General features: G+C 32.7%; 27 protein-coding genes. 15 read left to right on the forward strand and 12 right to left on the reverse strand.

Annotated features, from left to right (window positions below; genetic code table 11):
• Window positions 1-8 precede the first annotated feature (8 nt).
• From NQQ59_RS24175 to NQQ59_RS24185, 3 genes are read left to right on the forward strand one after another with little or no spacing between them, the layout of a single operon-like run.
• Entirely contained in the window at window positions 9-695 is a 687-nt protein-coding gene (locus NQQ59_RS24175; RefSeq protein WP_144215453.1) for an SCO family protein, read from the forward strand.
• A 2-nt stretch (window positions 696-697) separates the two neighbouring features.
• Entirely contained in the window at window positions 698-1282 is a 585-nt protein-coding gene (locus NQQ59_RS24180; protein ID WP_144215452.1) for a DUF420 domain-containing protein, read from the forward strand.
• A complete protein-coding gene (locus NQQ59_RS24185) occupies window positions 1272-1532 on the forward strand; it encodes a hypothetical protein (RefSeq protein WP_144215451.1) in 261 nt (86 codons plus the stop codon). The genes NQQ59_RS24180 and NQQ59_RS24185 overlap by 11 nt, the downstream gene beginning before the upstream one ends.
• A gap of 21 nt (window positions 1533-1553) precedes the next feature.
• Here the strand turns inward: NQQ59_RS24185 and NQQ59_RS24190 are convergent, their stop codons facing one another.
• Complete coding sequence (locus NQQ59_RS24190; protein WP_144215450.1) at window positions 1554-2960, reverse strand: DUF4403 family protein; 1407 nt, start codon at window positions 2958-2960, stop codon at window positions 1554-1556.
• 176 nt (window positions 2961-3136) lie between these two features.
• Between NQQ59_RS24190 and NQQ59_RS24195 the strand changes: the two genes are divergently transcribed.
• The 8 genes from NQQ59_RS24195 (at window position 3137) to tsaB (ending at window position 11306) form a co-directional block, all read left to right on the forward strand.
• A complete protein-coding gene (locus tag NQQ59_RS24195; RefSeq protein ID WP_144215449.1) occupies window positions 3137-3838 on the forward strand; it encodes an ABC transporter ATP-binding protein in 702 nt (233 codons plus the stop codon).
• The gene (locus NQQ59_RS24200) at window positions 3831-5075 is read left to right on the forward strand and encodes an ABC transporter permease (protein WP_144215448.1); all 1245 of its coding nucleotides are present in this window, start codon (window positions 3831-3833) and stop codon (window positions 5073-5075) included. Before NQQ59_RS24195 ends, NQQ59_RS24200 begins: the two co-directional genes overlap by 8 nt.
• 2 nt (window positions 5076-5077) lie before the next feature.
• A complete protein-coding gene (locus NQQ59_RS24205; protein WP_144215447.1) occupies window positions 5078-6343 on the forward strand; it encodes an ABC transporter permease in 1266 nt (421 codons plus the stop codon).
• 37 nt (window positions 6344-6380) lie between these two features.
• Window positions 6381-7496: an efflux RND transporter periplasmic adaptor subunit gene (locus NQQ59_RS24210; protein ID WP_144215446.1), complete on the forward strand. Its 1116-nt coding sequence runs from the start codon at window positions 6381-6383 to the stop codon at window positions 7494-7496.
• Between the two features lie 88 nt (window positions 7497-7584).
• Window positions 7585-9036 carry a TolC family protein gene (locus tag NQQ59_RS24215; protein ID WP_144215445.1) on the forward strand — a complete coding sequence of 484 codons (1452 nt, stop codon included), beginning with the start codon at window positions 7585-7587 and terminating at the stop codon, window positions 9034-9036.
• 6 nt (window positions 9037-9042) lie between these two features.
• Window positions 9043-10335: an efflux RND transporter periplasmic adaptor subunit gene (locus tag NQQ59_RS24220; RefSeq protein WP_144215444.1), complete on the forward strand. Its 1293-nt coding sequence runs from the start codon at window positions 9043-9045 to the stop codon at window positions 10333-10335.
• 16 nt (window positions 10336-10351) lie between these two features.
• Window positions 10352-10603 carry a hypothetical protein gene (locus tag NQQ59_RS24225; RefSeq protein WP_144215443.1) on the forward strand — a complete coding sequence of 84 codons (252 nt, stop codon included), beginning with the start codon at window positions 10352-10354 and terminating at the stop codon, window positions 10601-10603.
• Between the two features lie 28 nt (window positions 10604-10631).
• On the forward strand, window positions 10632-11306 hold the full coding sequence (gene tsaB, locus NQQ59_RS24230; RefSeq protein ID WP_144215442.1) for a tRNA (adenosine(37)-N6)-threonylcarbamoyltransferase complex dimerization subunit type 1 TsaB: 675 nt from the start codon (window positions 10632-10634) through the stop codon (window positions 11304-11306).
• 1 nt (window position 11307) lies between these two features.
• Here tsaB and NQQ59_RS24235 read toward each other — a convergent pair whose 3' ends face one another.
• The 3 genes from NQQ59_RS24235 to NQQ59_RS24245 all read right to left on the reverse strand — a co-directional run bounded on the left by NQQ59_RS24235 (window position 11308) and on the right by NQQ59_RS24245 (window position 13628).
• Entirely contained in the window at window positions 11308-12114 is an 807-nt protein-coding gene (locus NQQ59_RS24235; RefSeq protein WP_144215441.1) for a mechanosensitive ion channel family protein, read from the reverse strand.
• Between the two features lie 98 nt (window positions 12115-12212).
• Window positions 12213-12584 carry a YtxH domain-containing protein gene (locus NQQ59_RS24240; protein ID WP_144215440.1) on the reverse strand — a complete coding sequence of 124 codons (372 nt, stop codon included), beginning with the start codon at window positions 12582-12584 and terminating at the stop codon, window positions 12213-12215.
• 144 nt (window positions 12585-12728) lie between these two features.
• Window positions 12729-13628 (reverse strand): NifU family protein, encoded by a 900-nt coding sequence (locus NQQ59_RS24245; protein ID WP_144215439.1) that lies wholly within the window; start codon window positions 13626-13628, stop codon window positions 12729-12731.
• A 143-nt stretch (window positions 13629-13771) separates the two neighbouring features.
• Between NQQ59_RS24245 and NQQ59_RS24250 the strand changes: the two genes are divergently transcribed.
• Both NQQ59_RS24250 and NQQ59_RS24255 read left to right on the forward strand, forming a co-directional pair.
• Window positions 13772-14761, forward strand: coding sequence for a PorP/SprF family type IX secretion system membrane protein (locus tag NQQ59_RS24250; protein ID WP_144215438.1), 990 nt, complete (start codon window positions 13772-13774; stop codon window positions 14759-14761).
• Between the two features lie 11 nt (window positions 14762-14772).
• On the forward strand, window positions 14773-15291 hold the full coding sequence (locus NQQ59_RS24255) for a gamma carbonic anhydrase family protein (RefSeq protein WP_144215437.1): 519 nt from the start codon (window positions 14773-14775) through the stop codon (window positions 15289-15291).
• 109 nt (window positions 15292-15400) lie between these two features.
• On the opposite strand, the gene NQQ59_RS24260 is transcribed toward NQQ59_RS24255, so the two are convergent.
• The 5 genes from NQQ59_RS24260 to NQQ59_RS24280 all read right to left on the reverse strand — a co-directional run bounded on the left by NQQ59_RS24260 (window position 15401) and on the right by NQQ59_RS24280 (window position 19542).
• Window positions 15401-16117, reverse strand: coding sequence for a LytR/AlgR family response regulator transcription factor (locus NQQ59_RS24260; RefSeq protein WP_144215436.1), 717 nt, complete (start codon window positions 16115-16117; stop codon window positions 15401-15403).
• 134 nt (window positions 16118-16251) lie between these two features.
• Entirely contained in the window at window positions 16252-17370 is a 1119-nt protein-coding gene (locus tag NQQ59_RS24265) for a sensor histidine kinase (protein WP_144215435.1), read from the reverse strand.
• Complete coding sequence (locus tag NQQ59_RS24270; RefSeq protein ID WP_144215434.1) at window positions 17371-17700, reverse strand: DUF4907 domain-containing protein; 330 nt, start codon at window positions 17698-17700, stop codon at window positions 17371-17373.
• Window positions 17690-18694 (reverse strand): Kelch repeat-containing protein, encoded by a 1005-nt coding sequence (locus tag NQQ59_RS24275; protein WP_144215433.1) that lies wholly within the window; start codon window positions 18692-18694, stop codon window positions 17690-17692. The genes NQQ59_RS24270 and NQQ59_RS24275 overlap by 11 nt, the downstream gene beginning before the upstream one ends.
• Before the next feature lie 17 nt (window positions 18695-18711).
• On the reverse strand, window positions 18712-19542 hold the full coding sequence (locus tag NQQ59_RS24280; RefSeq protein ID WP_144215432.1) for a DUF6268 family outer membrane beta-barrel protein: 831 nt from the start codon (window positions 19540-19542) through the stop codon (window positions 18712-18714).
• Window positions 19543-19774: 232 nt separating this feature from the next.
• Between NQQ59_RS24280 and NQQ59_RS24285 the strand changes: the two genes are divergently transcribed.
• Together NQQ59_RS24285 and NQQ59_RS24290 are read left to right on the forward strand one after the other, a co-directional pair.
• Window positions 19775-21103, forward strand: coding sequence for a DUF4270 family protein (locus NQQ59_RS24285; protein WP_144215431.1), 1329 nt, complete (start codon window positions 19775-19777; stop codon window positions 21101-21103).
• Complete coding sequence (locus NQQ59_RS24290; RefSeq protein ID WP_144215430.1) at window positions 21103-22338, forward strand: aromatic hydrocarbon degradation protein; 1236 nt, start codon at window positions 21103-21105, stop codon at window positions 22336-22338. Before NQQ59_RS24285 ends, NQQ59_RS24290 begins: the two co-directional genes overlap by 1 nt.
• Window positions 22339-22342: 4 nt before the next feature.
• Here the strand turns inward: NQQ59_RS24290 and murI are convergent, their stop codons facing one another.
• From murI to NQQ59_RS24305, 3 genes are all read right to left on the reverse strand, one after another.
• Window positions 22343-23119 carry a glutamate racemase gene (gene murI / locus NQQ59_RS24295; protein ID WP_144215429.1) on the reverse strand — a complete coding sequence of 259 codons (777 nt, stop codon included), beginning with the start codon at window positions 23117-23119 and terminating at the stop codon, window positions 22343-22345.
• Between the two features lie 149 nt (window positions 23120-23268).
• Window positions 23269-23772, reverse strand: a complete 504-nt coding sequence (locus NQQ59_RS24300; RefSeq protein ID WP_186296590.1) for an OmpH family outer membrane protein — start codon at window positions 23770-23772, stop codon at window positions 23269-23271.
• 14 nt (window positions 23773-23786) lie between these two features.
• Entirely contained in the window at window positions 23787-24815 is a 1029-nt protein-coding gene (locus NQQ59_RS24305) for an OmpH family outer membrane protein (protein ID WP_144215428.1), read from the reverse strand.
• Window positions 24816-24852 lie beyond the last annotated feature (37 nt).

The following is a 24852-nucleotide window of genomic DNA, read 5'->3' on the forward strand; positions in this document are numbered from 1 at the left end:
CATTTATAATGTTCAAAAACAAATCATATATAGGAATCTCCTTTATCATTTTGATTTTTGGGATTTATGCTATTCCAAAAATTGTTGATCGGGTTAAAAATGGAGATGTGGTAAAAGGAAATCGTTTGGATAATGTTGGAGAAAAATCTTCAAAAGATGCTAAACTTTTAACAATAGGACCAGCTCCAAAATTCGAATTGACTAATCAGGATAATGTGAAAATTTCTAATGAAACGTATAAAGGAAAGGTTTATGTTTTAGAATTCTTTTTTACAACTTGTCCTTCTATTTGTCCAAAAATGAATATGAGTATGCTGGAGATTGAAAAGACTTTTTTTGGAAATCCTAACTTCGGAATTGTTTCTATAACAATTGATCCAAAACATGATACACCTGAGGTTTTAAAAGATCATGCCAAATTACTTGGGGTAAAATCTTCAAACTGGAACTTCTTAACAGGCGACAGAGATGTAATAATGGATTTGTCAAACAAAGGTTTTAATCTTTATGCTGGGGCGAATGATAAAGTAAGCGGCGGATTTGAGCATTCAGGATTGTTTGCTTTAATCGATAAAGAAGGGAATATTCGTTGTAGAAAAGATGAATTCGGAAATCCTAGTATTTACTATGACGGTTTAGATAAAAAAGGAGTTCGTGATATTCAACAAGACATTAAAATTTTATTAGAAGAATAAAAATGGAAGATCATTCATTAGAAAAAAAATATAACAAACTTATTATCGCGGTTTCAATTATAATTCCGGTTGTTGTGGCAATTTTGTTTGGTGTTAAACTTAAAGATTTTGGTTTTGATGTAGAGCCTTTATCTTTCTTACCTCCAATTTATGCAACTACAAATGGTATTACTGCAATAGTATTGGTTTGGGCGGTTTTAGCTATAAAAAAAGGAAATCAGAAATTGCATGAGCGATTAATGACTTTCGCAATTGCGTTATCAGTTGCGTTTTTAGTGATGTATGTTGCTTATCACATGACTTCAGATTCTACGAAATTTGGAGATTCTAACCACGATGGTGTTTTGGATGCGATAGAAAGTGCTAAAGTTGGCTCATTACGATTGGTTTATTTTATTATCCTAATTACGCATATTTTGCTTTCTATAGCGATTATTCCGCTTGTTTTAATAACTTATGTTAGAGCACTTGCAAAACGATTTGACAGACATAGAAAAATTGCAAAAATTACTTTTCCAATTTGGTTGTATGTTGCGGTAACAGGTGTTGTAGTGTTTTTAATGATTTCTCCATATTATGCACACTAATAAAAATAGTCAAATTATAAAATCCAAAATTCAAACTTTAGTTTTTGGAATTTGCTTTTTCCTTATTGGAATTTCAACCAATGCACAATGCGCCATGTGTCGTGCGGCTTTGGGAGGAGATTCTAATACTAAAAAAGCTGAAGCAGTAAATGACGGAATTGTTTATTTAATGGTGATTCCGTATTTGTTAGTAATAATAATCGGTTATTTAATTTACCGAATGTATTCTAAAAAGAAAAAAGCAGTGTAATTATACACTGCTTTTTTTTTCTTATTTAAGTCCATTAACCGAAACATTAACCGTTCCGTTTATTTTGATAAAGGCGATAATAGCCTGATTGGTGAGTTGGATTTTATCAAATACAATGTCTTCCATTTTTCCATTTACAAATACGCCAGGCATTGGTGAATAGTTTTTCAAATAACCTGCCATGCTTTTTTTGCCTTCGTCTAAATTTGGTTGTATAGAATAGCGGCAGCTTTCTTCCATCTTTCTTAAAACGTAGCTTTGAGCAAGCCAGTTGGCAGTTCGCATTAATTTGCTTTTGGTATCCAGAACATAATCGAGTTTGTCAAAATAAATTTCTTTGGTCTGTGAGTTGTATTGCGGAATTCCATTTAGATACAATGTTCCGTTTATCGATCCTAAAACATCCAGAGCAATAATCATTTTTCCGTTTTTATGCCAGATTGTAACGTTTTTTACGGTTACTTTTTTGCTTCCTGATCCAAATTCCTGTCCGGCAAAATTCTTGGTCATAATTTTTGAAGCATCAACATAACTTGAAATTGCTGCAATATTAGCCGAAATCTGATTTGGAATTTTAGCAACAGGTTTCAATGCAATTTTACTGGCACTAAATTTTGATTCAGGCTGTTTGCCTACAATCGTTTCCATGTTACATTTCATTCCCATATCAAGTAAGAACGAATCATTTTTTAACTTCGCATTTGTAGAGTAAATTTCAATCGGAACAATTCGAAGCCAGCTTTCATAAGTGTCACTCATTTGAAAAGGCGTGCATATTTTTTCAACCGCCTGAAGCACATTAGGCTTAAAATCCATTGATTTCTCGATGGCTTCATCTGTAGTTTTTTCTAGTTTTCCTTTAAAAATAGAAATAGCAGGATTTATTAAATAGGTAATCGGCATGTTTTTACCAAAAATCGTCATTGTTGGAGTTTCATTCCAATCAAGAGATTTAAATTCGGTTTTTGTAGAAAGCTTCCAGTTTGTCAGCGCTGTTTCGCTGGATAATGTAATTACGCCATTTAAATTAAATTCTCTAACATCATATAATTCTACTCCCAGTTTTTTAGTTCCGATACGATATTTGATATTGGCTTTTAGTGGCAAAATAGTTTTTATTTTCTTATCAGGATTTGCTGGATCATTTTGAATTTTAATCGGACCTTGCTTCCAGATTTTCATTTCTATATCGTCATCTTCAATCGTGTTGTCTTCGTAAATTAAGCCATTTAATAAAGCGTTGGTCTGGCTTTCAATATCGGATAATTTTACGGTGATAGGTAAGTTGATAAATGACGGACTGCTGTCATAAACTAACGGACTGGCATCGTCTGGTTCGGGTTTTAAAGTGTCTAATTTTTGAGCAGAAGAACAGCCAGTTAGTATGGCAAGTACCGCAAACATTGAAATAATGGAAGTAAGCTTCATTAAAGTAAGTTTTAAAAACGAGGTAAAATTACGAAAACAATCATATTTTATTAAAAAAGTGTAACAATTCATAAAGAACGAAGTCTTATAAGAAATAGGTAACAAAATTATTAACTTTTTATTATCATAATTTACTTAATAAAAATGTTATCATTGTCTAAAAATTTAACAATACCATGATCGAAATCAAAGATTTGCACAAATCCTATAAGATGGGAAGTTCAGAATTACACGTACTAAAAGGTATTAATTTTAATATTGAAGAAGGTGAACTAGTTGCGATCATGGGATCATCAGGTTCAGGTAAATCGACACTTCTTAATATTTTAGGAATTTTGGATGAAGCTGATTCAGGAAGCTATATTTTAGATAAAACTCCAATAAAGAAATTAAACGAAACGATTGCTTCTAAATACCGAAATAAATTCTTGGGATTTGTTTTTCAGTCTTTCAATTTAATCAACTACAAATCGGCTCTTGATAATGTGGCAATGCCATTGTATTATCAAGGGGTTAAAAGAAAAGAACGTTATGAAATTGCGATGAGATATCTAGAGAAAGTAGGTCTCGGATCTCATTCGCATCACTTGCCAAATGAACTGTCAGGAGGTCAGAAACAGCGTGTGGCCATTGCAAGAGCATTAGCTTCAAATCCGAAAGTTTTATTGGCAGATGAGCCTACGGGAGCGCTTGATACCAAAACGTCTTATGAAGTGATGGAACTTATTCAAGGAATTAATGATGAGGGAAAAACAATCTTAATTGTTACACACGAACCGGATATTGCCGCTATGTGCAAAAGAAACGTAGTCCTAAAAGATGGATTAATTATCGATGATAAAAAAGTAGAACAAGTTAGAGCTTCGTCTTATGTTTAATATTGAACGTTGGCAGGAAATATTTGAAGCTATATCCAAAAACCGTTTGAGAACATTTCTAACAGGGATTTCGGTGGCTTCGGGGATTTTCATTTTGGTGATTCTGCTTGGTGCGGGTAAAGGTCTTCAAAATGGAATCGAGAAACAGTTTGAACGTGATGCCGCAGGAATTATAGAAGTATGGTCAGGAACTACAACTAAAGAATACAAAGGCTTAAATCCAGGAAGACAGATTCAATTTCGTAATAGTGATTACAATCAATCAGTACAAAAATTTGAAGATAAATTAGATCTACGTGCTTCAACAAATAATTATTGGGGACAACCTTTTGCGTATGGAAAAGAATCTGGAAGTTATCAATTTAGAGGTGTGGATCCGGATTATGGCGGAATAGAGAATTTAACCATAGTTCAGGGGCGTTATATAAATGCCCGAGATATGGAAAACAACTCCAAAGTGGCTGTTATTGGAATGAAATTAAAACAAGACTTACTTAAGGATAAAAAAGCCATAGGAGAGGAAATTTTAATTAACAATATTAGTTTTAAAGTAGTGGGTGTCTTTACCGATCCAGGGGGAGAAAGAGAAGAAACACGTGCTTACCTTCCATTGTCGACTGTTCAGAAAACATTTGGCGGAGGCGATAAAATCAGTAATTTGTTCTTTACATTAAAAAAGACAGACAATTACGACGAAGCACTGGCTCAATCAGAAAAATTCACACAAGATTTAAAAAACTTATTAAAAAGTAAAAATGTGGTGGCTCCTGATGATGACGGTGGAGTAGGAGTTTATAATTCGGTTAAAGATGCCAAACAAGTTTATGATTTAAACTTATATATTAGGCTTTTTTTCTGGTGGGTAGGTATATGTACCATTATTGCGGGAGTAGTTGGGGTAAGTAATATCATGCTTATTATTGTAAAAGAAAGAACTAAAGAAATCGGAATTAGAAAAGCTTTGGGAGCTTCTCCTTTTTCAATTATTTCGATGATTCTTCATGAGTCTATTTTTATAACTACTATAGCTGGTTTTGTTGGGTTGTTGGCTAGTCTTTTACTACTAGAGTTTGTTGGACCAATGGTTCAGAGTGAGTATTTTAGAAACCCTGAGGTTGATTTTAATGTAGCTTTAACCACTTTGATATTGCTTGTTTTTGCAGGTGCAATGGCAGGCTTTTTTCCAGCATATAGAGCAGCCAAAATTAAACCTATTGTAGCACTTAGAGATGAATAATTATGTTTAGTAAAGATAATTGGGACGAAATATTACAGGCTTTAACTGCAAATGTCTTTAGAACAGTTCTGACTGCTTTTGGGGTATTTTGGGGTATATTTATTTTAGTAATATTACTTGCTGCTGGTAAAGGACTGGAAAATGGTGTAAAAAAAGGTTTTGATGGAATAGCCACAAACACCATGTTTATGTGGAGTCAAACTACATCAAAAGCATATAAAGGTCTGCCCAAAACACGTAGATACGATTTTAGAAACAGTGATGTTGCCGCATTACGACAAGCTATTCCAGATTTACTGTACATTTCTCCTAGAAATCAACTTGGAGATTTTAACGGAACAAATAATGTGGTGAGAGGAACTAAAACTTCAGCCTTTACAATTTTTGGAGATTATCCAGAACTGATTAAACAGGAGCCGATGAATATTACTAAGGGGCGTTTTCTAAATCAGCAAGATATTGAAGAGAGAAGAAAAGTCGCAGTAATTGGTAAAGGTGTTATCAGTGAGCTTTATGGCAAAGAAGAAGAATATATAGGGACTTATATAAAAATTAATGGCATCAACTTTATGGTTGTTGGGGTTTATGCATCTAAGCAACAGGGAGGAAATGCCGAGCAACAGCAAAAAAATATCTTTATTCCATTTACTACCTTTCAGCAGGCTTTTAATTATGGAGATAAAGTAGGATGGATGGCTCTCACAGCAAAAGATGGAGCTTCTATAACCGATTTGAAACCTAAAATATTAGAGTTAATAAAATCATTGCATTCTGTGAATCCAACAGACGAACGCGCTGTCGGGAATTTTGATTTGTATGAACAATTTAATAAAGTGCAAAGTCTATTTAATATTTTGCAAGTGATTGCCTATTTTGTAGGAACACTAGTTTTGATTTCGGGAGTCATTGGAATTTCTAATATCATGCTGATCGTAGTAAAAGAACGGACCAAAGAAATTGGAATTAGAAGAGCTTTAGGTGCGACTCCTGGCGAAATTAGAAGTCAAATATTATCAGAATCTATATTTTTAACTATTATTTCTGGAATGTTCGGAATCGCTGTTGCAACAGGAATTATAGCAATTTTGAACATGGTGCTAGATTCAATGCCACCAGGAAGCGATACCATGTTTGCTAATCCTACTGTAGATCTAGGGGTGGTGTTTGTGGCACTATTGATCTTAGTAGGATCTGGATTACTTGCAGGTTTTATTCCTGCACAGATAGCTATTAGTGTTAAGCCAGTAGATGCTTTAAGAACAGAATAAATTATCAATCAAAATAAATCGAATAAACCAAAAACAAATGAAAAAAGGAGTAACCGTTACCATTTTAATATTTATTGCGATCGTTTTTTTTGGCGCACTATATTATTTGTATGCTAAGAATCAGGAATCGCCAATTGTATTTAAAACGGATAAAGCAGAAACGAAAACAATTGTAAAAAATACGATTGCGACAGGTAATATTCAGCCTGATGAAGAGGTATTAATCAAACCAAATATTTCAGGTATTATTGAAGAAGTGTATATCAAAGCGGGTGAAACAATAAAAGCAGGCGATATGATTGCAAAGATTCGTGTGGTAGCAAACGTTTCAAACGTAAGTAGTACACAGAATCAGGTTCAGTCAGCTAAGATTGCTTTAGACAATCAGGAGAGACTTTATAAAAGACAAAAAACATTATTTGAAAAAGAGGTTATTTCTGCAAATGATTTTGATGCGGCCCAGGTGGCATATAATCAGGCAAAACAAACTTACTTGGCTGCGAAACAAAGTTTAGACATTGTTAAAACTGGAACAACATCTTCTTTTGGAAGTTATGCCAATACTTTAATTCGTTCTACAGTTAACGGAATGGTTTTAGACGTTCCTGTTAAAGTTGGAAACCAGGTTATTGAAAGTAATAATTTTAATGAAGGAACTACAATTGCAAGCGTTGCCGATGTTGGAAGAATGATTTTTATTGGGAAAATTGATGAATCTGAAGTAGGTAAAATCAAAGAAAAAATGCCTATCGAGATTACAATTGGAGCAATTGAAAATAAGAAATTTGATGCTGTTTTAAATTATATTGCACCAAAAGGAGTTACAGAAAATGGAGCAATTCAGTTTCAAATTAAGGCTCAAATGATAAACAGGGATGATACTTTTATTAGAGCTGGATTAAGTGCAAATGCTTCGATTATTTTGGAGAAAGCTGAAAAAGTTTTGGCTATAAAAGAGTCATTGGTACAATTTGACAAAAAAACACAGAAACCTTATGTTGAGATAGAAACGGCTCCACAGAAATTCCAAAGAAGAGATTTAGTCCTTGGAGTGAGTGACGGAATCTACGTTCAGATTAAAAGTGGAATAACGGCTACAGATAAGATTAAAATCTGGAATCAGGGCTTGATTAATGAAGGTGAAAAGAAATAATTTAATTTGAAGGTTTAAGGGATTTTTTTTGGGTTTAAAAAATGTTAAATTTGCGTAGTTCGGTTTACTGCGCTTTCATTAAAAGTATATGAAAATAAATAAATATAATAGTCTGGTTTTTGCAATGTTATTCGGTTTTGGAATAACTGGACAAGCACAATCAAAACAATGGACGCTGGAAGAATGTGTGAGATACGCATTAGAAAACAATATCACTATAAAATTGACAGAATTAGATTTAAAATCTGCTGCAATTGATAAAAAAGGTGCTATAGGTAATTACCTGCCAACTGTAAATGCAAATGCATCACACTCTTGGAACATTGGTTTGAACCAAAATATTACAACAGGTTTACTTGAAAACCAAACTACACAATATTCTTCTGTTGGAGCTTCTGTTGGAGTTGATATTTACAAAGGACTTCAAAATCAGCATAATTTAAGAAAAGCCAATCTTTCTATTGTGGCATCAAAATATCAATTGCTTAAAATGCAGGAAGATATTTCTTTAAATGTTGCGAGCGCATTTTTACAAATTTTATCTAATAAAGAAGATTTAAAAGTTAAAAAAGAACAATTGACAATTGATGAAAAACGTTTTGCACGTTCTCAGGAAATGGTCAATGCGGGAACAATTCCTCGTGGAGATTTGTACGATTTAAAAGCAACTGTTGCAACAGATAAACAAAACATTGCAGTTTCTGAAAATAATTTATTGATCTCAAAATTGAGTTTAGCACAACTTTTACAATTAAAAGAATTCGCAGATTTTGATGTTGTAGATAACAATAATCTTGAAGATACAAATAATATTCTTGCGCAGACACCAGTTGAAATTTATAACAAAGCAAAGGATATAAGAACTGACTTAAAATTAGCACAGACTAATCTTGAAATTGCAGAGAAAAATGTTGCAATTGCAAAAGGAGCTTATCAGCCAACCTTGAGTGCTTTTTATAATTTTAATACTAGAGCAAGTTATTCTGATATTATCGTGGGATCAGTTCCAAACACATTAAATCCAACATCTCAAATTGGTTATGTTCAAGGAACAAATCAGGCTGTTTTGCGTGATAATTCCATGTCGGTTTTAGGAAATGCGCAGCCTATTTTTGATCAGTTTAATGATAATAAAGGACAATCGTTTGGATTATCATTAAATGTACCAATTTTTAATGGTTTTGCTACTAGAAACAATGTTGAAAGAAGTAAGGTAAGTTTAGAAAAATCTAAAATAGATTTAGAGCAAAAAAGTTTAGATTTGCAACGTAACGTTTATACCGCTTTTACTGATGCTAAAGCAGCTTTAAATACATACGAGGCATCTACAGTAACTTTAGAAGCAAGACAACAGGCTTACAACTATGCAAAAGAAAAATATGATGTGGGTTTAATGAATTCATTTGATTTTACACAAGCTCAAACCTTATTGACCAATGCACAGTCTGATGTTATCAGAACAAAGTATGATTACATGTTTAAAATTAAAATACTTGAATTTTATTTCGGAATTCCAATCGTTCCAGTTATTACAAAATAATTTATTATGTCAAAAAAAACAATTTATTTCTTAGTAGGAGGCGCAATAGTTCTTATTGCAGCTTTGATTGGTCTTTCAAAGGCCGGAGTGATAGGGAATAAGGATGAAGGAAAAGAAGTAGAAATCGCAAAAGTTACGGCTTCAACAATTGTAGAAACAGTTTCGGCAACAGGTAAAATTCAACCGGAAATCGAAGTTAAAATTGCTTCAATGGTTTCTGGTGAGATTATTTCATTGAATGTAAAAGAAGGTCAGGTTGTTAAAAAAGGAGATTTATTAGTAAAAATAAATCCAGATTTATATACTTCTGGTTTGGAAAGATCTGTTGCGAATCTGGCAGGAACAAAAGCAAGTCTAACACAATCTGATGCTAGCTTTAAAGAAGCAAAAGCAAATTATGAACGTAATAAAACGCTATACGATAAAGGAGTTATTTCAAAATCGGATTGGGATAAAGCTATTTCGACATATGAGGTTGCAAAAGCGACAAAACAAAGCGCTTATTACAATGTTCAAAGTGCTTCTGCATCCGTTACGGAAGCAAGAGATAATTTAGGACGTACGACGATTTATTCTCCTGCAGACGGGACCATTTCTGTTCTGAATGTCGAATTAGGAGAAAGAGTTCTAGGAACACAGCAAATGGCAGGGACTGAACTTTTGCGTGTGGCCAATTTGAACAATATGGAAGTTGAAGTTGATGTCAATGAAAATGATATTGTTAAAATTAAAATTGGTGACGAAGCAAACGTTGAAGTTGATGCTTATTTGAAAAAGAAATTCAAGGGAATTGTAACCAGTATTTCAAACTCTGCTAGTACAACGCTAACATCAGATCAGGTTACAAATTTTAAAGTTAAAGTTCGAATTCTAAAAGATTCTTATCAAGATTTATTGGAAGGAAAACCAAGTACATATTCTCCTTTTAGACCTGGAATGACGGCTACTGTTGATATTATCACAACGACTAAAACAAATGTTTTGGCAGTGCCAATTAGCTCTGTTGTTGTAAAATCAGATACTACGGCTGTAAAAGATTTTAAAGTGGAAGATCCTAATGAAGATAAAAAAGCAGCTCCGAAAAGTGATAAAAAATTCGAATGTGTTTTTGTAAAAGTAGGAGATAAGGCTAAAATTAGAATCATAAAAACAGGAATTCAGGACGATACCAATATTGAAGTAATGGACGGTCTAAAGCCTGGTGATGTTGTTATTACAGGGCCTTACACAACAGTTTCTAAAGAACTTAATTCTGGGGATAAAGTAAAGCTTAAAAAAGCAGAAGCTCCTAAGAAATAATTTAATCATTATAATTATGATTTCATTATGTGGAAGCCCGCCAGAAGGATTTTTTCAATTTATAGGGGTAAGCTTAATTCTAACAGTAGGATTTCTTAGTTTTACCCATTATAAGGTTTACAAAACGGACTATTATAATGAAGAATATGTCTATTTTTCTGCTGGTAAGAAGGCTTTACTTTATTTATTGTTTTTAGCTATAAATTTATGTGTGTTGCCTTTATTGCTTTTAATAGCGATTTTTCTTTACAAAGAAATTCTTAAGTAAAATATTTAATAATTAAAATTAAACAACATTGTCTCTTATTCTCAATATCGAAACGGCTACTAAAAATTGTTCAGTATCTGTCGCAAAAGAAGGAAAAACCATTTTTTGCAGTGAACTTGCAGATGAAGGATATTCACATGCCGAAAAACTTCATGTTTTTATTGAAGAAGTAATTGCTAAGGCAGATATTTCTGTTCAAGATTTAAAGGCAATTGCAGTAAGTCAGGGCCCAGGATCTTATACGGGTTTAAGAATTGGTGTATCGGCAGCAAAAGGGTTGTGTTATGCTTTAAATATTCCGTTAATAGCGGTTGATACACTTCAATCATTAGCTTCTCAGGCAGGAGTTACAGACGGAAAAATTATTCCGATGCTGGATGCTCGTCGTATGGAAGTGTACAGCGAAATTTTTAATGCTGACCTGACAATAGAAAGAGGAATAAAAGCGGAAATAATTGATGAGAATTCATTTCAAGAATATACAGACAAGCTTTATTTTGTAGGTGATTGCGCTGATAAATGTAAAGCTGTTTTGACTAAAGACAATTTTATATTTTTAGAAGATATAAAATATCCTTCAGCGCAAGCTATGAGTAAAATCAGTTTTGATAAGTATCAAAAAAGCGACACTGTAGATGTCGCTTATTTTGAACCTTATTATTTAAAAGATTTTATGATTACTGCTCCTTCTAAAAAAGAGTAAATTATTTTTGTATAGTATACGGCTGCACGGCAATTCCTGCTTGATCAAGTGCAGCTTTACAATCTTCTAAAGTTTCAGTAAAAACAGCTCCGTAATTGGCATTTTTTGCCCAAGGTCGAACAGCAAAATCTACAGAACTCGCTGATAGATTTTTTACGAAAACTTCTGGAGCAGGTTGTTCTAATACTTTTGGATTTTTATTTAAAACATCCAAAAGAATATCTTTTGCTTTTTTAATATCAGAATCATAAGAAATTGAAAAAGTCAAATCGGCTCTTCTTTCTCCCAACATCGAATAATTGATGATTGTTCCGTTTGATAAAGTACCATTTGGAACAAAAACGGTCTGATTGTTCCCAGTTACCATTTTGGTAACAAAAATCTGAATCTCTTCTACGGTTGCAATAATTCCTTGGGCTTCAATTGTATCACCTACTTTGAAAGGTTTGAAAACAATAATCAACATTCCACCAGCAAAATTAGAAAGCGAACCTTGAAGTGACAAACCAACTGCAAGTCCCATAGCTCCTAAAATGGCAACAAATGAAGTAGTTGGAATTCCTAATTTTGAAATGACAGTTATAAACAATAAAATGCGCAGTGCCCAAAGTAAAATATCGGCAAGAAACTTAGTCAAAGTAGGATCTAAATTTCGTTTCACCATTATTTTTCTAATCAGTCTGTTTATTAGTCGAATGGCATATAAACCAACGAAAAGGATTATAAGTGCTGAGATTAATGTTAGCGAATAATCAGCTAATATTGTAATAAATGTAGAAGTATAACTTGCTATTTGTTCTGGGCTCATGTTTGTATTTTAAGAATAAAAAAAACCTTCTCAAAGCGAGAAGGCGTATTAATTTTGCAAATATAAATAATATTTGTTTTTATAAGAAAGAAAGCTGTTTATTCCTTGTCCGCTTCTTCAATTGCTGGCTCACTTGCGTCCACAACGGTTTCATAAGCTAGTTTTTTCGTTTCGTCTGTAGTTTCAGCAGTAGCTTCTTTTATACTTTCAATAACGTCACTTATTGCGTCAGAAGCTTTTTCTACATATTCGCTTGCTGTTTCTTTTACTTTTTCAGCATAATCTACTGCTTTTTCAATAATTGGTTCCGAAACTTCTTTTACTTTGTCAACAGCTTCTTCGGCAAAAGTTTCTGCTTTTTCAATGTAAGTTTCAGCGATTTCTTTTGAGTGTTCAAGAGTAGTTTCAGTATTATTTGCAGGTTCTTTGGTCGAGCCAAATAAATTCTTAAAAAATGAAGATAATCCCATGGTTTTTAATTAATTGGTTATAAATACAATATTAATTAATTTTATAGAATTAGTCTTTTTTTTAATGATAAATAATTGATAACGAGTGATTAATAATAAAAAAAGCGTCTCAATTGAGACGCTTTTGCTTATTTTGTTTGTGAATTAAGCATTTACAGCTTCCACTTTTATGGCTTCATCGTTCAACATACTTTTAAGCATGTTTTCGATACCGCTTTTTAATGTAAATGTTGAAGAAGGACAACCGCTGCAAGCTCCTTGCAAAAGTACTTTAACTGTTTTATCATCTTCATTATAAGATTCAAAAGCAATATTTCCACCATCGGCAGCTACTGCAGGTTTTACATATTCTTCTAAGATATTAATAATCTGTTGCGAAGTAACGTCCAATTTATCAAAAGCTTCGTCTTTTGTAGCTTCATTTTTTGTAGCTGTCTGAATTAGACTTTCGTCCAATACAGTACCTCCATTTTCGATAAATTGTTTGATGAAAGTTCTTAATTCTAAAGTGATTTCAGACCAATCATTAATTTCATATTTGGTTACAGAAATATAATTTTCGTCAATGAAGATTTCTTTTACATAAGGAAATTTAAATAATTCCTGTGCTAATGGAGAAGAAGCGGTTTGATCAATGTTTTTGTATTCTACAGCATTACGAGTCAGCATTCTGCTCACTACAAATTTCAGCGCAGAAGGATTTGGAGTCGTTTCTCCATAAACTGTAATAGGTTGTTTTTTTGCCTTTGTTTCGTCAACTTTAATGATAACGCCTCCTTTGTCAACAAAAGAGATGATTTGTTCTGCTACAGCATCTTTAACATCATCCCAGTCTACAATGCTATATCTTTCAATAGCGATAAAATTTCCAGAGATATAAACAGTCTTAACGAACGGTAAGTAAAACAATTGCTGAGCCAGCGGAGAAGCTTGTGCTTCGTCTATATTTTTAAACTCAAAGTTTTGATTTTGAGTGATGAAATCTTCAAACTCGAACTTCAAAATCGTTGGGTTTTGAGTTTCTTTTATATTGATTTTTGTCATGGTAGTATATTTTTTGCAAATTTACTAAAGTTATTTTCTACTATTAGCTATATTTGATTTTTTAATAAAATAATTAAGACTCTTTTCAAAGAAATCGTATTAAATTGCAGGAGTAAAAATTATATAGATACAAAATTGCCTTTATGGAATTAAAAATCAGGGTTTTATTAATTTTTCTTATTTCTTCCTTTTTTTCTTATTCACAGGAAGGAATACCTGTATATTCAGACTATTTGTCGGATAATTATTACCTGATTCACCCTTCAATGGCCGGAGCTGCCAATTGTGCAAAAATTAGACTGACTGCAAGAAAGCAATGGTTCGGGCAAGAAGATGCACCATCTTTACAAACATTAAGTTTTAACGGAAGAGTAGGAGAACGTTCTGGAGCTGGTATTATTGTTTTTAACGATAAAAACGGTTATCATTCTCAAAAAGGGGTTAAGCTTACTTATGCGCATCATATTATGTTTTCGAGAGATGAGATTGATTTAAATCAGCTTTCTTTTGGTATTAGTGGTGGTTTGATACAAAGTCAATTGGATGAAACGAAATTTGGAGGGACTTTTGATCCTATTGTATTCGGTTCTATTCAGAAAGACTCTTACTTTAATATGGATATTGGAGCTTCTTACAACTTTCTGGATTTTTATGCGCATGCAACAGTTCAAGGATTGCTAGAAACAAGACGAGAATTATATACCGAATACGAAAGCGATAATTTGAGAAAATTTTTATTGAGCGTAGGATATGTTTTTGGTAAAAGGAATAATGTTACCTGGGAACCTTCTATACTTTTCCAGTACTTTGATAAGACAAAAGAAAAAACGATCGATCTGAATATAAAAGCCTACAAAAATATGGATTTCGGAAGTCTTTGGGCGGCCCTATCTTATAGAAGAGGTTTTGATGGCGCACAGTATCTTGCAGGAAGCGGAGTTGCTTCTCAAAAATTACAATTTTTTACACCTATAGTTGGAGTTAACTTTAAGAACTTTATGTTTGCTTATACGTATTCTCAAGTAATGGGAGATGTAAAATTTGATACAGGAGGTTATCATCAAATTACTTTAGGAATTAATTTGTTCTGTAGAAAAGAACGTTACGACTGTAACTGTCCTGCGATTAACTAAATTTTATTTTTATGCTGATTAAATCTGTAAACGGAAAAGCACCTTTGATTCCAGAGGATTGTTATGTTGCTGAAAACGCTACAATTGTAGGAGATGTTACTTTTGGAGATTCCTGTAGTGTATGGTTTAATGCGGTTGTGAGAGGAGATGTGCATTATATTAAAATTGGGAATAAAGTAAATATTCAGGATGGAGCAATTATTCACTGCACTTATCAAAAACATCCGACTATAATTGGAAACAACGTTTCAATAGGTCATAATGCTATTGTACACGGCTGTACTATTCAGGATAATGTTTTGATCGGAATGGGAGCCATTGTCATGGATAACTGTGTTGTAGAAAGCAACGCTATTGTAGCTGCTGGAGCTGTTGTAACTCAAAATACAATTGTGAAATCAGGAACTATTTATGCGGGTGTTCCTGCGAAGAAAGTAAAAGATATCGATCAATCTGATTTTGCAGGTGAAATAGAACGCATTTCAAATAATTATGTAATGTATTCCAGCTGGTTTAAAGAAGAAAAATAGATTTAAAAATTCCAATAAAAAAGAAATTCCAAATTCCAATGTGTTGTTCTAAAAGCATTGGAATTTGGAATTTTTATTTTAAGAATTCTATTTTTGGAATTTTAAAAACTTAAAGGTTGATTTTTTCGAAGAAAGTATTTTTATAGCTTTCACTAATTGGAATCCTTTTATCGCTTATTAAAACTTTATTTTTCTGAATAGATTTTACATGCTTGATATTGATAATATACGATCTGTGAATTCGCGCAAAACCTTTACTCGAAAGCAAATTTTCTAATTTGATTAGACTAATTAATGTTAGAGTAAATTTGTTGTCAGTCGTATAAATTTTGACATAATCTTTTAGACCTTCAATAAAAAGAATATCAGCAAAATTCAATTTTACATTTTCATATTCGGCTCTTACAAACATAAAATCCTGTTCGATTTCAGGAGCATTTGTATTTTCAGAAACGGCTTGATTTGCCGCAACTGGCTGTAAAACCTGTTGAGCTCTTACAACTGCTTTTAAAAAACGATGAAAAGGGATTGGTTTTACCAGATAATCTACAGCTCCGAGATTAAAACCTTCTACAGCATAATCGGAATAAGCTGTGGTAAAAATAACTAAAGGTTTTTTTTCTATTGTATTAATAAAATCAATTCCCGAAAAATGAGGCATCTCAATATCCAGAAAAATTAAATCCACATTATTCTGATTAATAAACGAAACAGCATCAATCGCATTGTTAAAAGAATTTACTAATTCTAGCGAATCTACTTTTTTGACAAAATCCTGCAATAATTCTACTGCTAAAGGTTCGTCATCTATAATTACACATTTCATTTTTTCAGAATTAAGTTTTAATAATTTGTTTTGGCATTCAAAAGTAATTTTAAACCAGTAAATTAAGTTTTAAAATTTTCATAAAATACTGATTGATAAATCAAAATTATGCCCAAACAATAATAACTTCTAATTTAATGTATTCCGGTTTTGATTTCGTCTAACTTTAAATTTAAATGAACTCTGTAATATTCATTATCCTGCGTAATCACTAATTCATGTGCATTTGGATAAAGCAAATCAAGACGGCTTTGAATATTTACGAGCCCAATTCCTGAATTTTCAGGATCTTTTACATAATTTTCGATAGTATTTTCAATCCAGAAATCAAGATTGTGGTCAGTAATAAGTATTTTAATTTTTACGTGAGCTGCACCTTTGTAATCAGTTCCGTATTTAAAGGCGTTTTCGACAAAGGAAATCAATAATAAGGGCTCAATAAATTTGTTTCTGGTATCACCATGAACATTAATTACAATGTCCTCGATGTTGTTTAATCTCAGTTTTTGCAGTTCAATGTAATTCTGAATATAGTTTACTTCCTTTTCTAAAGCCACCGTTTTGTTATCGGTCTCATAGAGCATATAGCGCATGAGCTCCGATAGCGTCACGATGGCATCAGGGACCAAATCAGATTTTTTGTGTGCCAAAGAATAAATACTGTTTAATGAATTGAATAAAAAATGCGGGTTGGTTTGTTTACGCAGATATATTAATTCGGTATTTGTTCTGTGTGTTTCGGCAATTAATTTGTTTTGTTGGTTATTGTAAAATTCGGTTAATGTTCTAATAATCGCGCTTATGGTTATAATCAGAATATAGAAAAAAGAAGGTCCGAGTTTAAAGAAAATCGGCTGTCTCATTTCAATTCTTTGAGGCATATGCATTCCTTCTCTTGGAAAAAAATGCGGGCCTTGAGGTATCATTCGCGGCGGCATTATGTTTTCGGGTCTTAAATGCCTGAATTCAGGAATAAAAAAGTTTATTCTGATAACCATAAAAATGGTAATTAGGCCAAAAGCAAACAAAAAATATAGCCAATATTTTTTCTGTAAAAGATAGGAGGGAACCAAATAAAAATAATTCAGATAAAACAATACGATTCCTGTAATCCACTGTGCATAAAAGTCGTTTCCCATCTTAAAAGGGCTTTCGTAAAACTGAATTAAAGAAGTCAAAATAAAGAAAACCCATATTGCACAATGAAATAGAATTTTGTTATAGCCGGTATTTTTTAAGGTATCTAACTGCATTTATAATTTTATTTTTAATAAAATTAATTCATTTTTGGTTACCGCTGGAGATAAGTTTTGTTTGAGTTTTCCTTTTACAAGTTCAGCTACTTTTAGGGCATCGCTTTCTGTAGCAAAACTTTTGTTGTCGCTTATTACCGGAATAACGGTCTGTTTAATTAGAATTTTTTCTTTGTAAGCGATTGTATATCCCCATCCTGAATTTGTTTTAAAAGCTGTAGATGTAAGTACTTCTTTTTTAACACAGGATATAAAAAATAAAAAGAATACAAAAAATAGGAAACACTTCCAGATTGTCTCCTGGAAGTGTTTTATGGTGTTAGTTATCATTATCATTTTGTTCTTCTAAAGGTCTAAATTCCCAGGCATCATCAAAATAAGTAGAGCCAATTCTCCCTAACATATAGTAGCCTCTGTTGTTGATTGCAAAAGCAACTGCGTCAGTTCTTGTAGCACCTTCCATTGCTGTTCTTTCTACCCATAAATCTGTTGTTGGGTTGTATTCCCAAATTGTTTTGATGTTTTCACCACCTACAAGATATCCTAATCCATTCATAGAAAAACTAGAAGCATTAGAACGTACAAGAGCATAATCGTCGTTGTATGAGTAATCATCATCAGTATCTTTATCGATATCTCTTTTTCTTGTCCAAGTATCTGTTGCAGGGTCAAACTCCCAGAAATCTTCCTGATAAGTACCATTGTTAATACCCGTTACCAGATAAGCTTTGTCTGCAATTACAAAAACTGTCGCATTACGTCTTTTGTTTCCGCTGAAACCATTTACAAGTGTCCATGAATTAGCTTGATCGTCGTACTGATAAAAATCTTTTAGGTAATTTCCATCGTATCCTGTACCAAAATAAGCTTTTCCACCTGCTTGAAATCCAACTGCTGCGTAACGCGCTGTTCCTGCAAAATCTGTTTTTTGAGTCCAACTGTTGCTAGAAGGATCATACTGATAAAAATCTTTTAGTTTGTTGGTTCCGTCATACCCCAGACCAACATATCCTTTTTCGTTTAATGAAAAACTAGAAGCCGAGCTTCTGCCTACACCAATAAAATCTGCTTTTTGTTCCCAGTAATCTCCGTTTGAATTGTAAATCCATAAATCTTTCAAATATTCGTCACCAGTGTAACCGCCCACAACATAAGCGAAATCTCCAATAACAAAACTTGTTGCACTAGATCTTGCCGGGCCGTCAAAGGCTGATTTTTTAATCCAGTTCCCCATTAATTCTTCATCTTCATCATTACTGCAGCTTAGAAAAAAAAGGCTCGAAAAAAGCGCGGTGAATAAAATTCCTTTTTTTAGATTAATCATAGTGTATTTAATTTTATTTATTGTTTGTATTTGATCCCTATTCCTAAAACGTAACCATTTCCTGTATTGTAATTATATATTTGATGGTCACTATTGTCTAATAATCTGTATTTTTTATCAAAATCATAACCTGCTTTAAAATTTAAGAACCAGTTGCGGCTTACATTACGTTCGTATTCAAATGCAGATGTCATTTGTGATAAAACTGCTTTTTCTTTATCATTCGATGTGTCGAGATGATAAAAACTTCCGTTAAAGCTGTTTGTTAATTTGAATTCATTTCTTTCATTGTTTGAATATGTAATTTTAGAATCAGGGAATCCAATTCTTAAATTAGTTTTTTCATTGAATTTATAATCCAAAGCTGCAATTGGAGTAAATTTTGGTGCGCCAAAAATGGATGTTCTTCCTGCTCCAATCACAATATTTAATTTCGGATTCAGCTGCTGATTAATCGTTACATTTCCTAAAACAGTCAGATCTGATATATCTAAATTTTGTTGAAAATTAACTGTTGGAACAACTGAAAACTCCCACTTTGTTTTTTCTGTTATCTGATGTGAAAATTCAAATTTGTTTTGAATCTGATTGAATTTATCCTGATCCTGATAAAAATCTAATGGATTCAATTCGTAATTCACTTTTAAATTCGAATATTCTAAAGTGTTTGTTATTTTGTATTTAGCACCCAGATCCTTTTTATAGGAAACAGCAAAATCAGTTTCATTAAAATTTATCTTATTTGTTGACTCTGTTTTAATATTCGCGTAAGCAGTAAAATTTCCTTGTGCTTTTATACTTAAAAACGAAATCGAAAAAAGAGAACAAATTAAAAACCGTACTATCATTATTTATTTTATTGGTTTCAAAATTAAACGGAAGGCTCTCTTAAAAAAAAGAAGATATATGTATGACCTGTTTTGATAGACTAAATTGTCATTTTTAAGGTCGAATTAAGTTTTAAGGAGATAATTGCTGTTATAGATCATTTTGTTCTATTTGTAGCTTAAAAATGCGTGATAGTATATGTTATAGTGTAGCGCGAAAGCTTGCATTTTATATTTGTTGAAAAAATAAATTATGCACAAGTTTATATTGATCTTGCTTTTTTTACTAAGCTTGTTTTCATGTGGTACAGATACCGATACGGGAGAGTTTACAGTAGGCTCAGATTATCTGGCTTTAAGTAATAAAGTTATTTTGATTGATACGGTTACGGTTAACATGTCAACTATTAATTTTGATTCACTTGCAACCTCAAATCGTGGAAGAATTCTAATCGGAAATTATGATGATCCTGTTTTCGGGAAAGTTAAATCGGATAGTTATTTTCAGCTTTCTGCAGATACTTATGCTTTAAACAGTGTGGGTTCAGATACAGAATCTACCAATTATGTTTTCGATTCGATCTCAATGATTCTTAAATATGACAGATATTATTACGGAGATACCACAAAAGTCCAGACATTTAACATTCATAGATTGACTCAAAAGGTTAAGCCAAACACGAATGATAGTAATTTTTACAACAATTCGACTTTGACCTATAGTTCGGAAAGTCTTGGAACTATATCTTATAAACCAAGACCAAAAGAAAAAGATTCTATAAACATTAAAATGAGTAAGGAATTTGGTGAAGCTCTTTTTCAAAAAATCAAAAAAAGAGAGGTTACAGATTTTGATAGTTTTACAGAATATTTAAAAGGTCTTGTTTTAGTTCCTGAAAATTCCAATTCTTCCAATGTTATCGGATTTAGTGTTTCAACAAGTAAAGTTCGGTTGTATTATTCGAAATACCAATCAGATAATGAAGCTGCATCTCTCATAGTAGATTTTTCGATTTTAGATGCTACTAAGCAATTTAATTCTATTTCTCTGGATAAAACGGGAACCATTATACAAAATCTTCCTGCTTCTACTGGCAGATTATCAAGCTTACAGACCAATAATCAAGGATTTATTCAGTCTGGAACTGGCGTCGCTTGTCGAATAGATTTTCCTAATATAAAGCAGTTTAAAAATATTTCAACAAATGGAGCTATTGTAGATGCAGAATTAATCCTGAAACCCGTCAATAATTCATATTCAGAAAAATATCCTTTGGCAGATTCTTTAACTGTTTATGTTGGAGATAATTTAAACAGAATTAGCGGAACACTAGTAAACTCAGCTGGAACATCGGTTTATGGAAAACTGAGTCAGAAAAGTGATGAGTTTAATGAAAATGTAGGGTATTCCATTTCAGTTGGAAGTTTTCTCCAAAAAGAAATGCTCAAACAATCTGATTCGAGGTCAGCGCTTATCTTGACTTTGCCAGGAATTGCCCAATCCGTAAACAGACTTGTTTTGGGTGATCAAAAGCACTTAAACAATAAAATTCAGCTTAAAATTTATTACATCTCATATTAATGAAAAATAAAATTGTTTTATGGAGCTGCTTCATTTTGATGTCGTTGACTTCCTTTTCTCAAAGTATTTCAAGTTCTCCGTATTCATTATATGGAGTTGGGAGTTTGTATGATTCAGATTTTGGATATCTGCCTTCAATTGGTTCATCGGGAATTGCTTTGCCTTCGGATACATTTATTAATAATTTAAATCCGGCATCATTAGGATTTATGTATCAAAACCATTTTTTGTTTGATATAGGAGGAAAAGCATTGTCCACAACATATCAAAGTGGTTCGCGTAAAGAGAACCGAAATAATTTTCAGTTTTCGCATTTAGCATTTGCGTTTCCTGTTACAAAAAAATCAGGTTTTAGTCTTTCTCTTCGTCCATATTCCAGTTCTACATTTAAAATTTCAAATTTAAAACTGCCTATACAAGACGGACAAGAATATTATTACCTCACGGCTACAGGATCTGGAGGATTGAATAGTTTAGATTTTTCATATGGATATCTAATAGGAAAAAAACTGACAGTGGGAGCTACTGGAACAGTACTCTTTGGAAATACGGTTGATGATCGTTCTTTTTTAATTGGAAATTCTATAACAACAATTCATAAAAAAACAGATTATAGCGGAATACGAGCTACTTTGGGGGCACAATATAAAATAGATTCCACTTTTACTATTGGAACAACATTTAAGGTTCCTTCAAGAATTAATGCTTCCAAAGTACAATCGGTAACAGCAATTGCTGATGAGGTTCAAACTTCTATCGAATCTGAAGCGTCTTCGGATACAGATGATTATTATATGCCTCTTGAATTTGGAATCGGCGTAAGCAAACGATTTAAGAATAATCTGAATTTGACTGTGGACTATGAAAGAAGCTTATGGAATGATACTAAACAATCGGATCTGTATGGTAATTTTGTAAATCAGGATCGTGTTGCATTGGGATTTACGTATAGTTCCAAAAAGAATCCAAGAAAATATTGGGATAGAGTAGGCTATGCTGCAGGAATCAGTTATGATACCGGATATCTTGAAGTTGATTCACATCGTGTGAATAATGCCTCATTTTCAATCGGATTGAATCTCCCAGTTGACAATACCTTTTCTTCTTTAAATATTTCCTATTCTTATGGGCAAAAAGGAAGGATCGCAAACGATCTGATAAAAGAAAATTATCATAAGATATCTCTCAATTTATCATTGGATGGAATTTGGTTTGTCAAACGTAAATTTGAATAAACTTTTAGAAGTCTTTTTTAATTACGGGATACTTATATTCTAAAATAGATTCCAATACTTTTGGGTCTGAATTGACATAAAAAACAGGATCGTTTTGTGTAGCATCTGAAAAGCCCACTTTGTCCTGTAGTAAATTTTTAGTTTGTCGTGCAACAGCTTCTCCTGAATCTATAATTTTAATATGATCCGGGAGAATTTTTTTTATTTGAGGAATCAAATAAGGATAATGACTACATCCTAAAACAAGATAATCAATATTGGCTTCTATCATTGGTTTTAGATAAGATTCTAATAACTGTGTCATTTCTGGCGAATAAAGATTACCGTCTTCGATAAGTTGTACAAGTCCATAACCAACTTGTTCTATTATTTTAGTGTTTTGGAACATCTCTGCAGTCTTGTTGAACAATTCACTGTTTAATGTTCCTTTTGTAGCAAGAATTCCGATTACTTGTGTTTGCGAGTTGTTTGCCGCAGGTTTGATTGCAGGTTCGATTCCAACAAACGGAATGTCGTAATCTGCGCGTAGTTCACGTATTGCATTTGTTGTAGCGGTATTGCAGGCAACTACAATGAGTTTGCAATTATTATCAAGTAAAAATTCTACATTTTTTTTACTTAATGCAACAATTTCATCCTTCGTTTTTTGACCGTAGGGAGCATTTTTACTGTCAGCCAGATAAATGGTTTTTTCATTTGGAAGAAGATCGTGAATAGCGCTCCAGATGGATGTTCCGCCAATACCAGAATCAAAAACGCCTATAGGATTATTGTTTGTCATAAAGCAAAATTACTATTTTTTGGATAAAATCTGTTACTCTAAGTTAATTCAATTCGAGAAATTATAGTACAGATTAGCTTTAATTTTTTGTAAAAAAAAACTGCTCAATTTATAGAATTGAACAGTTAGTTTTTTAAGTTTTGAATTTCTTAGAATCCTAAATCTTTTTTAACGTCAGCAGTGATGTTTGGACCATCAGCTAATAATAAAGTAGAACCGTCTAAAACATATTGGAAACCTTTAGCTTTTCCAACTTTTTGGATAGAAGCTCTTACTTTTTCCATTAAAGGTTTTACGATATCTGTTTCTTTTTGTTGTAGTTCTTTTTGTGCATTGTCTCTGTAGTCAACAATTCTTTTTTGCATATCCTGAACTTCTTTAGAACGCTCTGTGTTAACAGCATCAGTTGCTGTTGTAGATTCTTGCTCGTACTTTTTGATTTTTACTTGATATTCATCAACCATTTTTTTGTATTCAGCATCATATGTACCACTTAATTTTTGCAGTTGATTTTGAGCATCTAGCATAGCAGGCATTTTCGACATGATCTCGCTTACATCAACATGAGCTACCTTCGCTTGCGCGTTCATTGTGTTACTTGCTCCTAAAATAAGAATTGCAGCAATTAGTAAAGTTTTGATTTGTTTCATCATTTTTAAAATATTAATTAATTATTGGTCGTATTTGCTTTTTGTGTTTCGGCCTCTTTTGCTTTTTTGGCCGCTTCTCTCTCTTCTAAAATTTTCTTTCTTTTCTCTTCTAATTCTTTTTTACGCTGTTCGTAAAGCAATTGTCTTTCCTCCGCTTTTGTCATCGCTGGCTCAGCAGTTGTTGGTTGCTCAGTACCAGTTGTGGCAGGTTTAGCAGTTGTACTTGTTTTTGCTGCCTCTGTTGCTGCTGGAGTTTCTGTTGTTGTTTTAGCTGTTCCAGAAACCGTGCCATTTTTCTTTGCTTCTCTTTCAGCTGCTAATGCGTTACGTCTGTCGTCGTATTCTTTTTTCTTCGCTTCTTGCTCTAGTTTTCGATCCTGGATCAATTTTTCTCTAGCCGCTTTTCTTTCGTCAAGAACTTTTTGACGCTCTGCCATAGCAGGATTTTCGTCTATTGCATTTTCAAGATTTTCTTTAGCTTCCTGCTCTTTCAGTTGTTTCTTCGTCAACTGTTCGCGTTTTTCTGTACGATTTAAGATTCTTAAAACCTGATCGCTTATGTCGAATCTTGTATTGCTAAACAGCATTGTCAAATCTGATGATTTATCAAAGATAAAATCATAATTTTTGGCTTGAGCAATATCCTGAACCGCGGTAAAAACCTGATCTTGGATTGGTTTTGCCAAAGCAGCTTTTTGTCTCATTAAATTACCATCAGCCCCAAATTGTTTCTGCTGATAATCCATCATTTCCTGCTCAAGAAACTTAATTTCAGTTTCTCTTTCCTCAATTAATTCTTTTGTAAGTAAAGCTTTTTCTGTTTTTAAGCTTTCCTTAAGCGTATTTATATTTAATTTTTTAGCCTCAACTTCTTGTTTCCACTTTTGAGCTTTCTGCTCTAATTGTGATTTAGCTTCTTTATAATCGGAAACATTTTCTAAAATATATTCCATGTCGATGTAGCCAATTCTAGTCGTCTTACCTTGTGCCTGACTTGTATTTGCTACAATCAAGGCTAAAAATATAAATAAAAATTGTTTTCTCATAACATAACTTTATTTGATGATTTTTAACCAAACGTTA

It is taken from the genome of Flavobacterium panacis, assembly GCF_024649945.1.
GTDB classification, from domain to species: Bacteria; Bacteroidota; Bacteroidia; order Flavobacteriales; family Flavobacteriaceae; genus Flavobacterium; species Flavobacterium panacis.

Bases quoted from the DNA above. Each gene is read 5' to 3' on its own strand.
- NQQ59_RS24270 (WP_144215434.1), bottom strand. From the start codon at position 17,700: ATGATAACTAACACCATAAAACACTTCCAGGAGACAATCTGGAAGTGT.
- NQQ59_RS24190 (WP_144215450.1), bottom strand. From the start codon at position 2,960: ATGAAGCTTACTTCCATTATTTCAATGTTTGCGGTACTTGCCATACTA.
- NQQ59_RS24300 (WP_186296590.1), bottom strand. From the start codon at position 23,772: ATGATGAAACAAATCAAAACTTTACTAATTGCTGCAATTCTTATTTTA.
- NQQ59_RS24290 (WP_144215430.1), top strand. From the start codon at position 21,103: ATGAAAAATAAAATTGTTTTATGGAGCTGCTTCATTTTGATGTCGTTG.
- NQQ59_RS24265 (WP_144215435.1), bottom strand. From the start codon at position 17,370: ATGCAGTTAGATACCTTAAAAAATACCGGCTATAACAAAATTCTATTT.
- murI (WP_144215429.1), bottom strand. From the start codon at position 23,119: ATGACAAACAATAATCCTATAGGCGTTTTTGATTCTGGTATTGGCGGA.
- NQQ59_RS24220 (WP_144215444.1), top strand. From the start codon at position 9,043: ATGTCAAAAAAAACAATTTATTTCTTAGTAGGAGGCGCAATAGTTCTT.
- NQQ59_RS24240 (WP_144215440.1), bottom strand. From the start codon at position 12,584: ATGGGATTATCTTCATTTTTTAAGAATTTATTTGGCTCGACCAAAGAA.
- NQQ59_RS24180 (WP_144215452.1), top strand. From the start codon at position 698: ATGGAAGATCATTCATTAGAAAAAAAATATAACAAACTTATTATCGCG.
- NQQ59_RS24255 (WP_144215437.1), top strand. From the start codon at position 14,773: ATGCTGATTAAATCTGTAAACGGAAAAGCACCTTTGATTCCAGAGGAT.
- NQQ59_RS24235 (WP_144215441.1), bottom strand. From the start codon at position 12,114: ATGAGCCCAGAACAAATAGCAAGTTATACTTCTACATTTATTACAATA.
- NQQ59_RS24275 (WP_144215433.1), bottom strand. From the start codon at position 18,694: ATGATTAATCTAAAAAAAGGAATTTTATTCACCGCGCTTTTTTCGAGC.
- NQQ59_RS24195 (WP_144215449.1), top strand. From the start codon at position 3,137: ATGATCGAAATCAAAGATTTGCACAAATCCTATAAGATGGGAAGTTCA.
- NQQ59_RS24205 (WP_144215447.1), top strand. From the start codon at position 5,078: ATGTTTAGTAAAGATAATTGGGACGAAATATTACAGGCTTTAACTGCA.
- NQQ59_RS24225 (WP_144215443.1), top strand. From the start codon at position 10,352: ATGATTTCATTATGTGGAAGCCCGCCAGAAGGATTTTTTCAATTTATA.
- NQQ59_RS24175 (WP_144215453.1), top strand. From the start codon at position 9: ATGTTCAAAAACAAATCATATATAGGAATCTCCTTTATCATTTTGATT.
- NQQ59_RS24210 (WP_144215446.1), top strand. From the start codon at position 6,381: ATGAAAAAAGGAGTAACCGTTACCATTTTAATATTTATTGCGATCGTT.
- NQQ59_RS24185 (WP_144215451.1), top strand. From the start codon at position 1,272: ATGCACACTAATAAAAATAGTCAAATTATAAAATCCAAAATTCAAACT.
- NQQ59_RS24245 (WP_144215439.1), bottom strand. From the start codon at position 13,628: ATGACAAAAATCAATATAAAAGAAACTCAAAACCCAACGATTTTGAAG.
- NQQ59_RS24260 (WP_144215436.1), bottom strand. From the start codon at position 16,117: ATGAAATGTGTAATTATAGATGACGAACCTTTAGCAGTAGAATTATTG.
- NQQ59_RS24250 (WP_144215438.1), top strand. From the start codon at position 13,772: ATGGAATTAAAAATCAGGGTTTTATTAATTTTTCTTATTTCTTCCTTT.
- NQQ59_RS24200 (WP_144215448.1), top strand. From the start codon at position 3,831: ATGTTTAATATTGAACGTTGGCAGGAAATATTTGAAGCTATATCCAAA.
- NQQ59_RS24285 (WP_144215431.1), top strand. From the start codon at position 19,775: ATGCACAAGTTTATATTGATCTTGCTTTTTTTACTAAGCTTGTTTTCA.
- NQQ59_RS24215 (WP_144215445.1), top strand. From the start codon at position 7,585: ATGAAAATAAATAAATATAATAGTCTGGTTTTTGCAATGTTATTCGGT.
- NQQ59_RS24280 (WP_144215432.1), bottom strand. From the start codon at position 19,542: ATGATAGTACGGTTTTTAATTTGTTCTCTTTTTTCGATTTCGTTTTTA.
- NQQ59_RS24305 (WP_144215428.1), bottom strand. From the start codon at position 24,815: ATGAGAAAACAATTTTTATTTATATTTTTAGCCTTGATTGTAGCAAAT.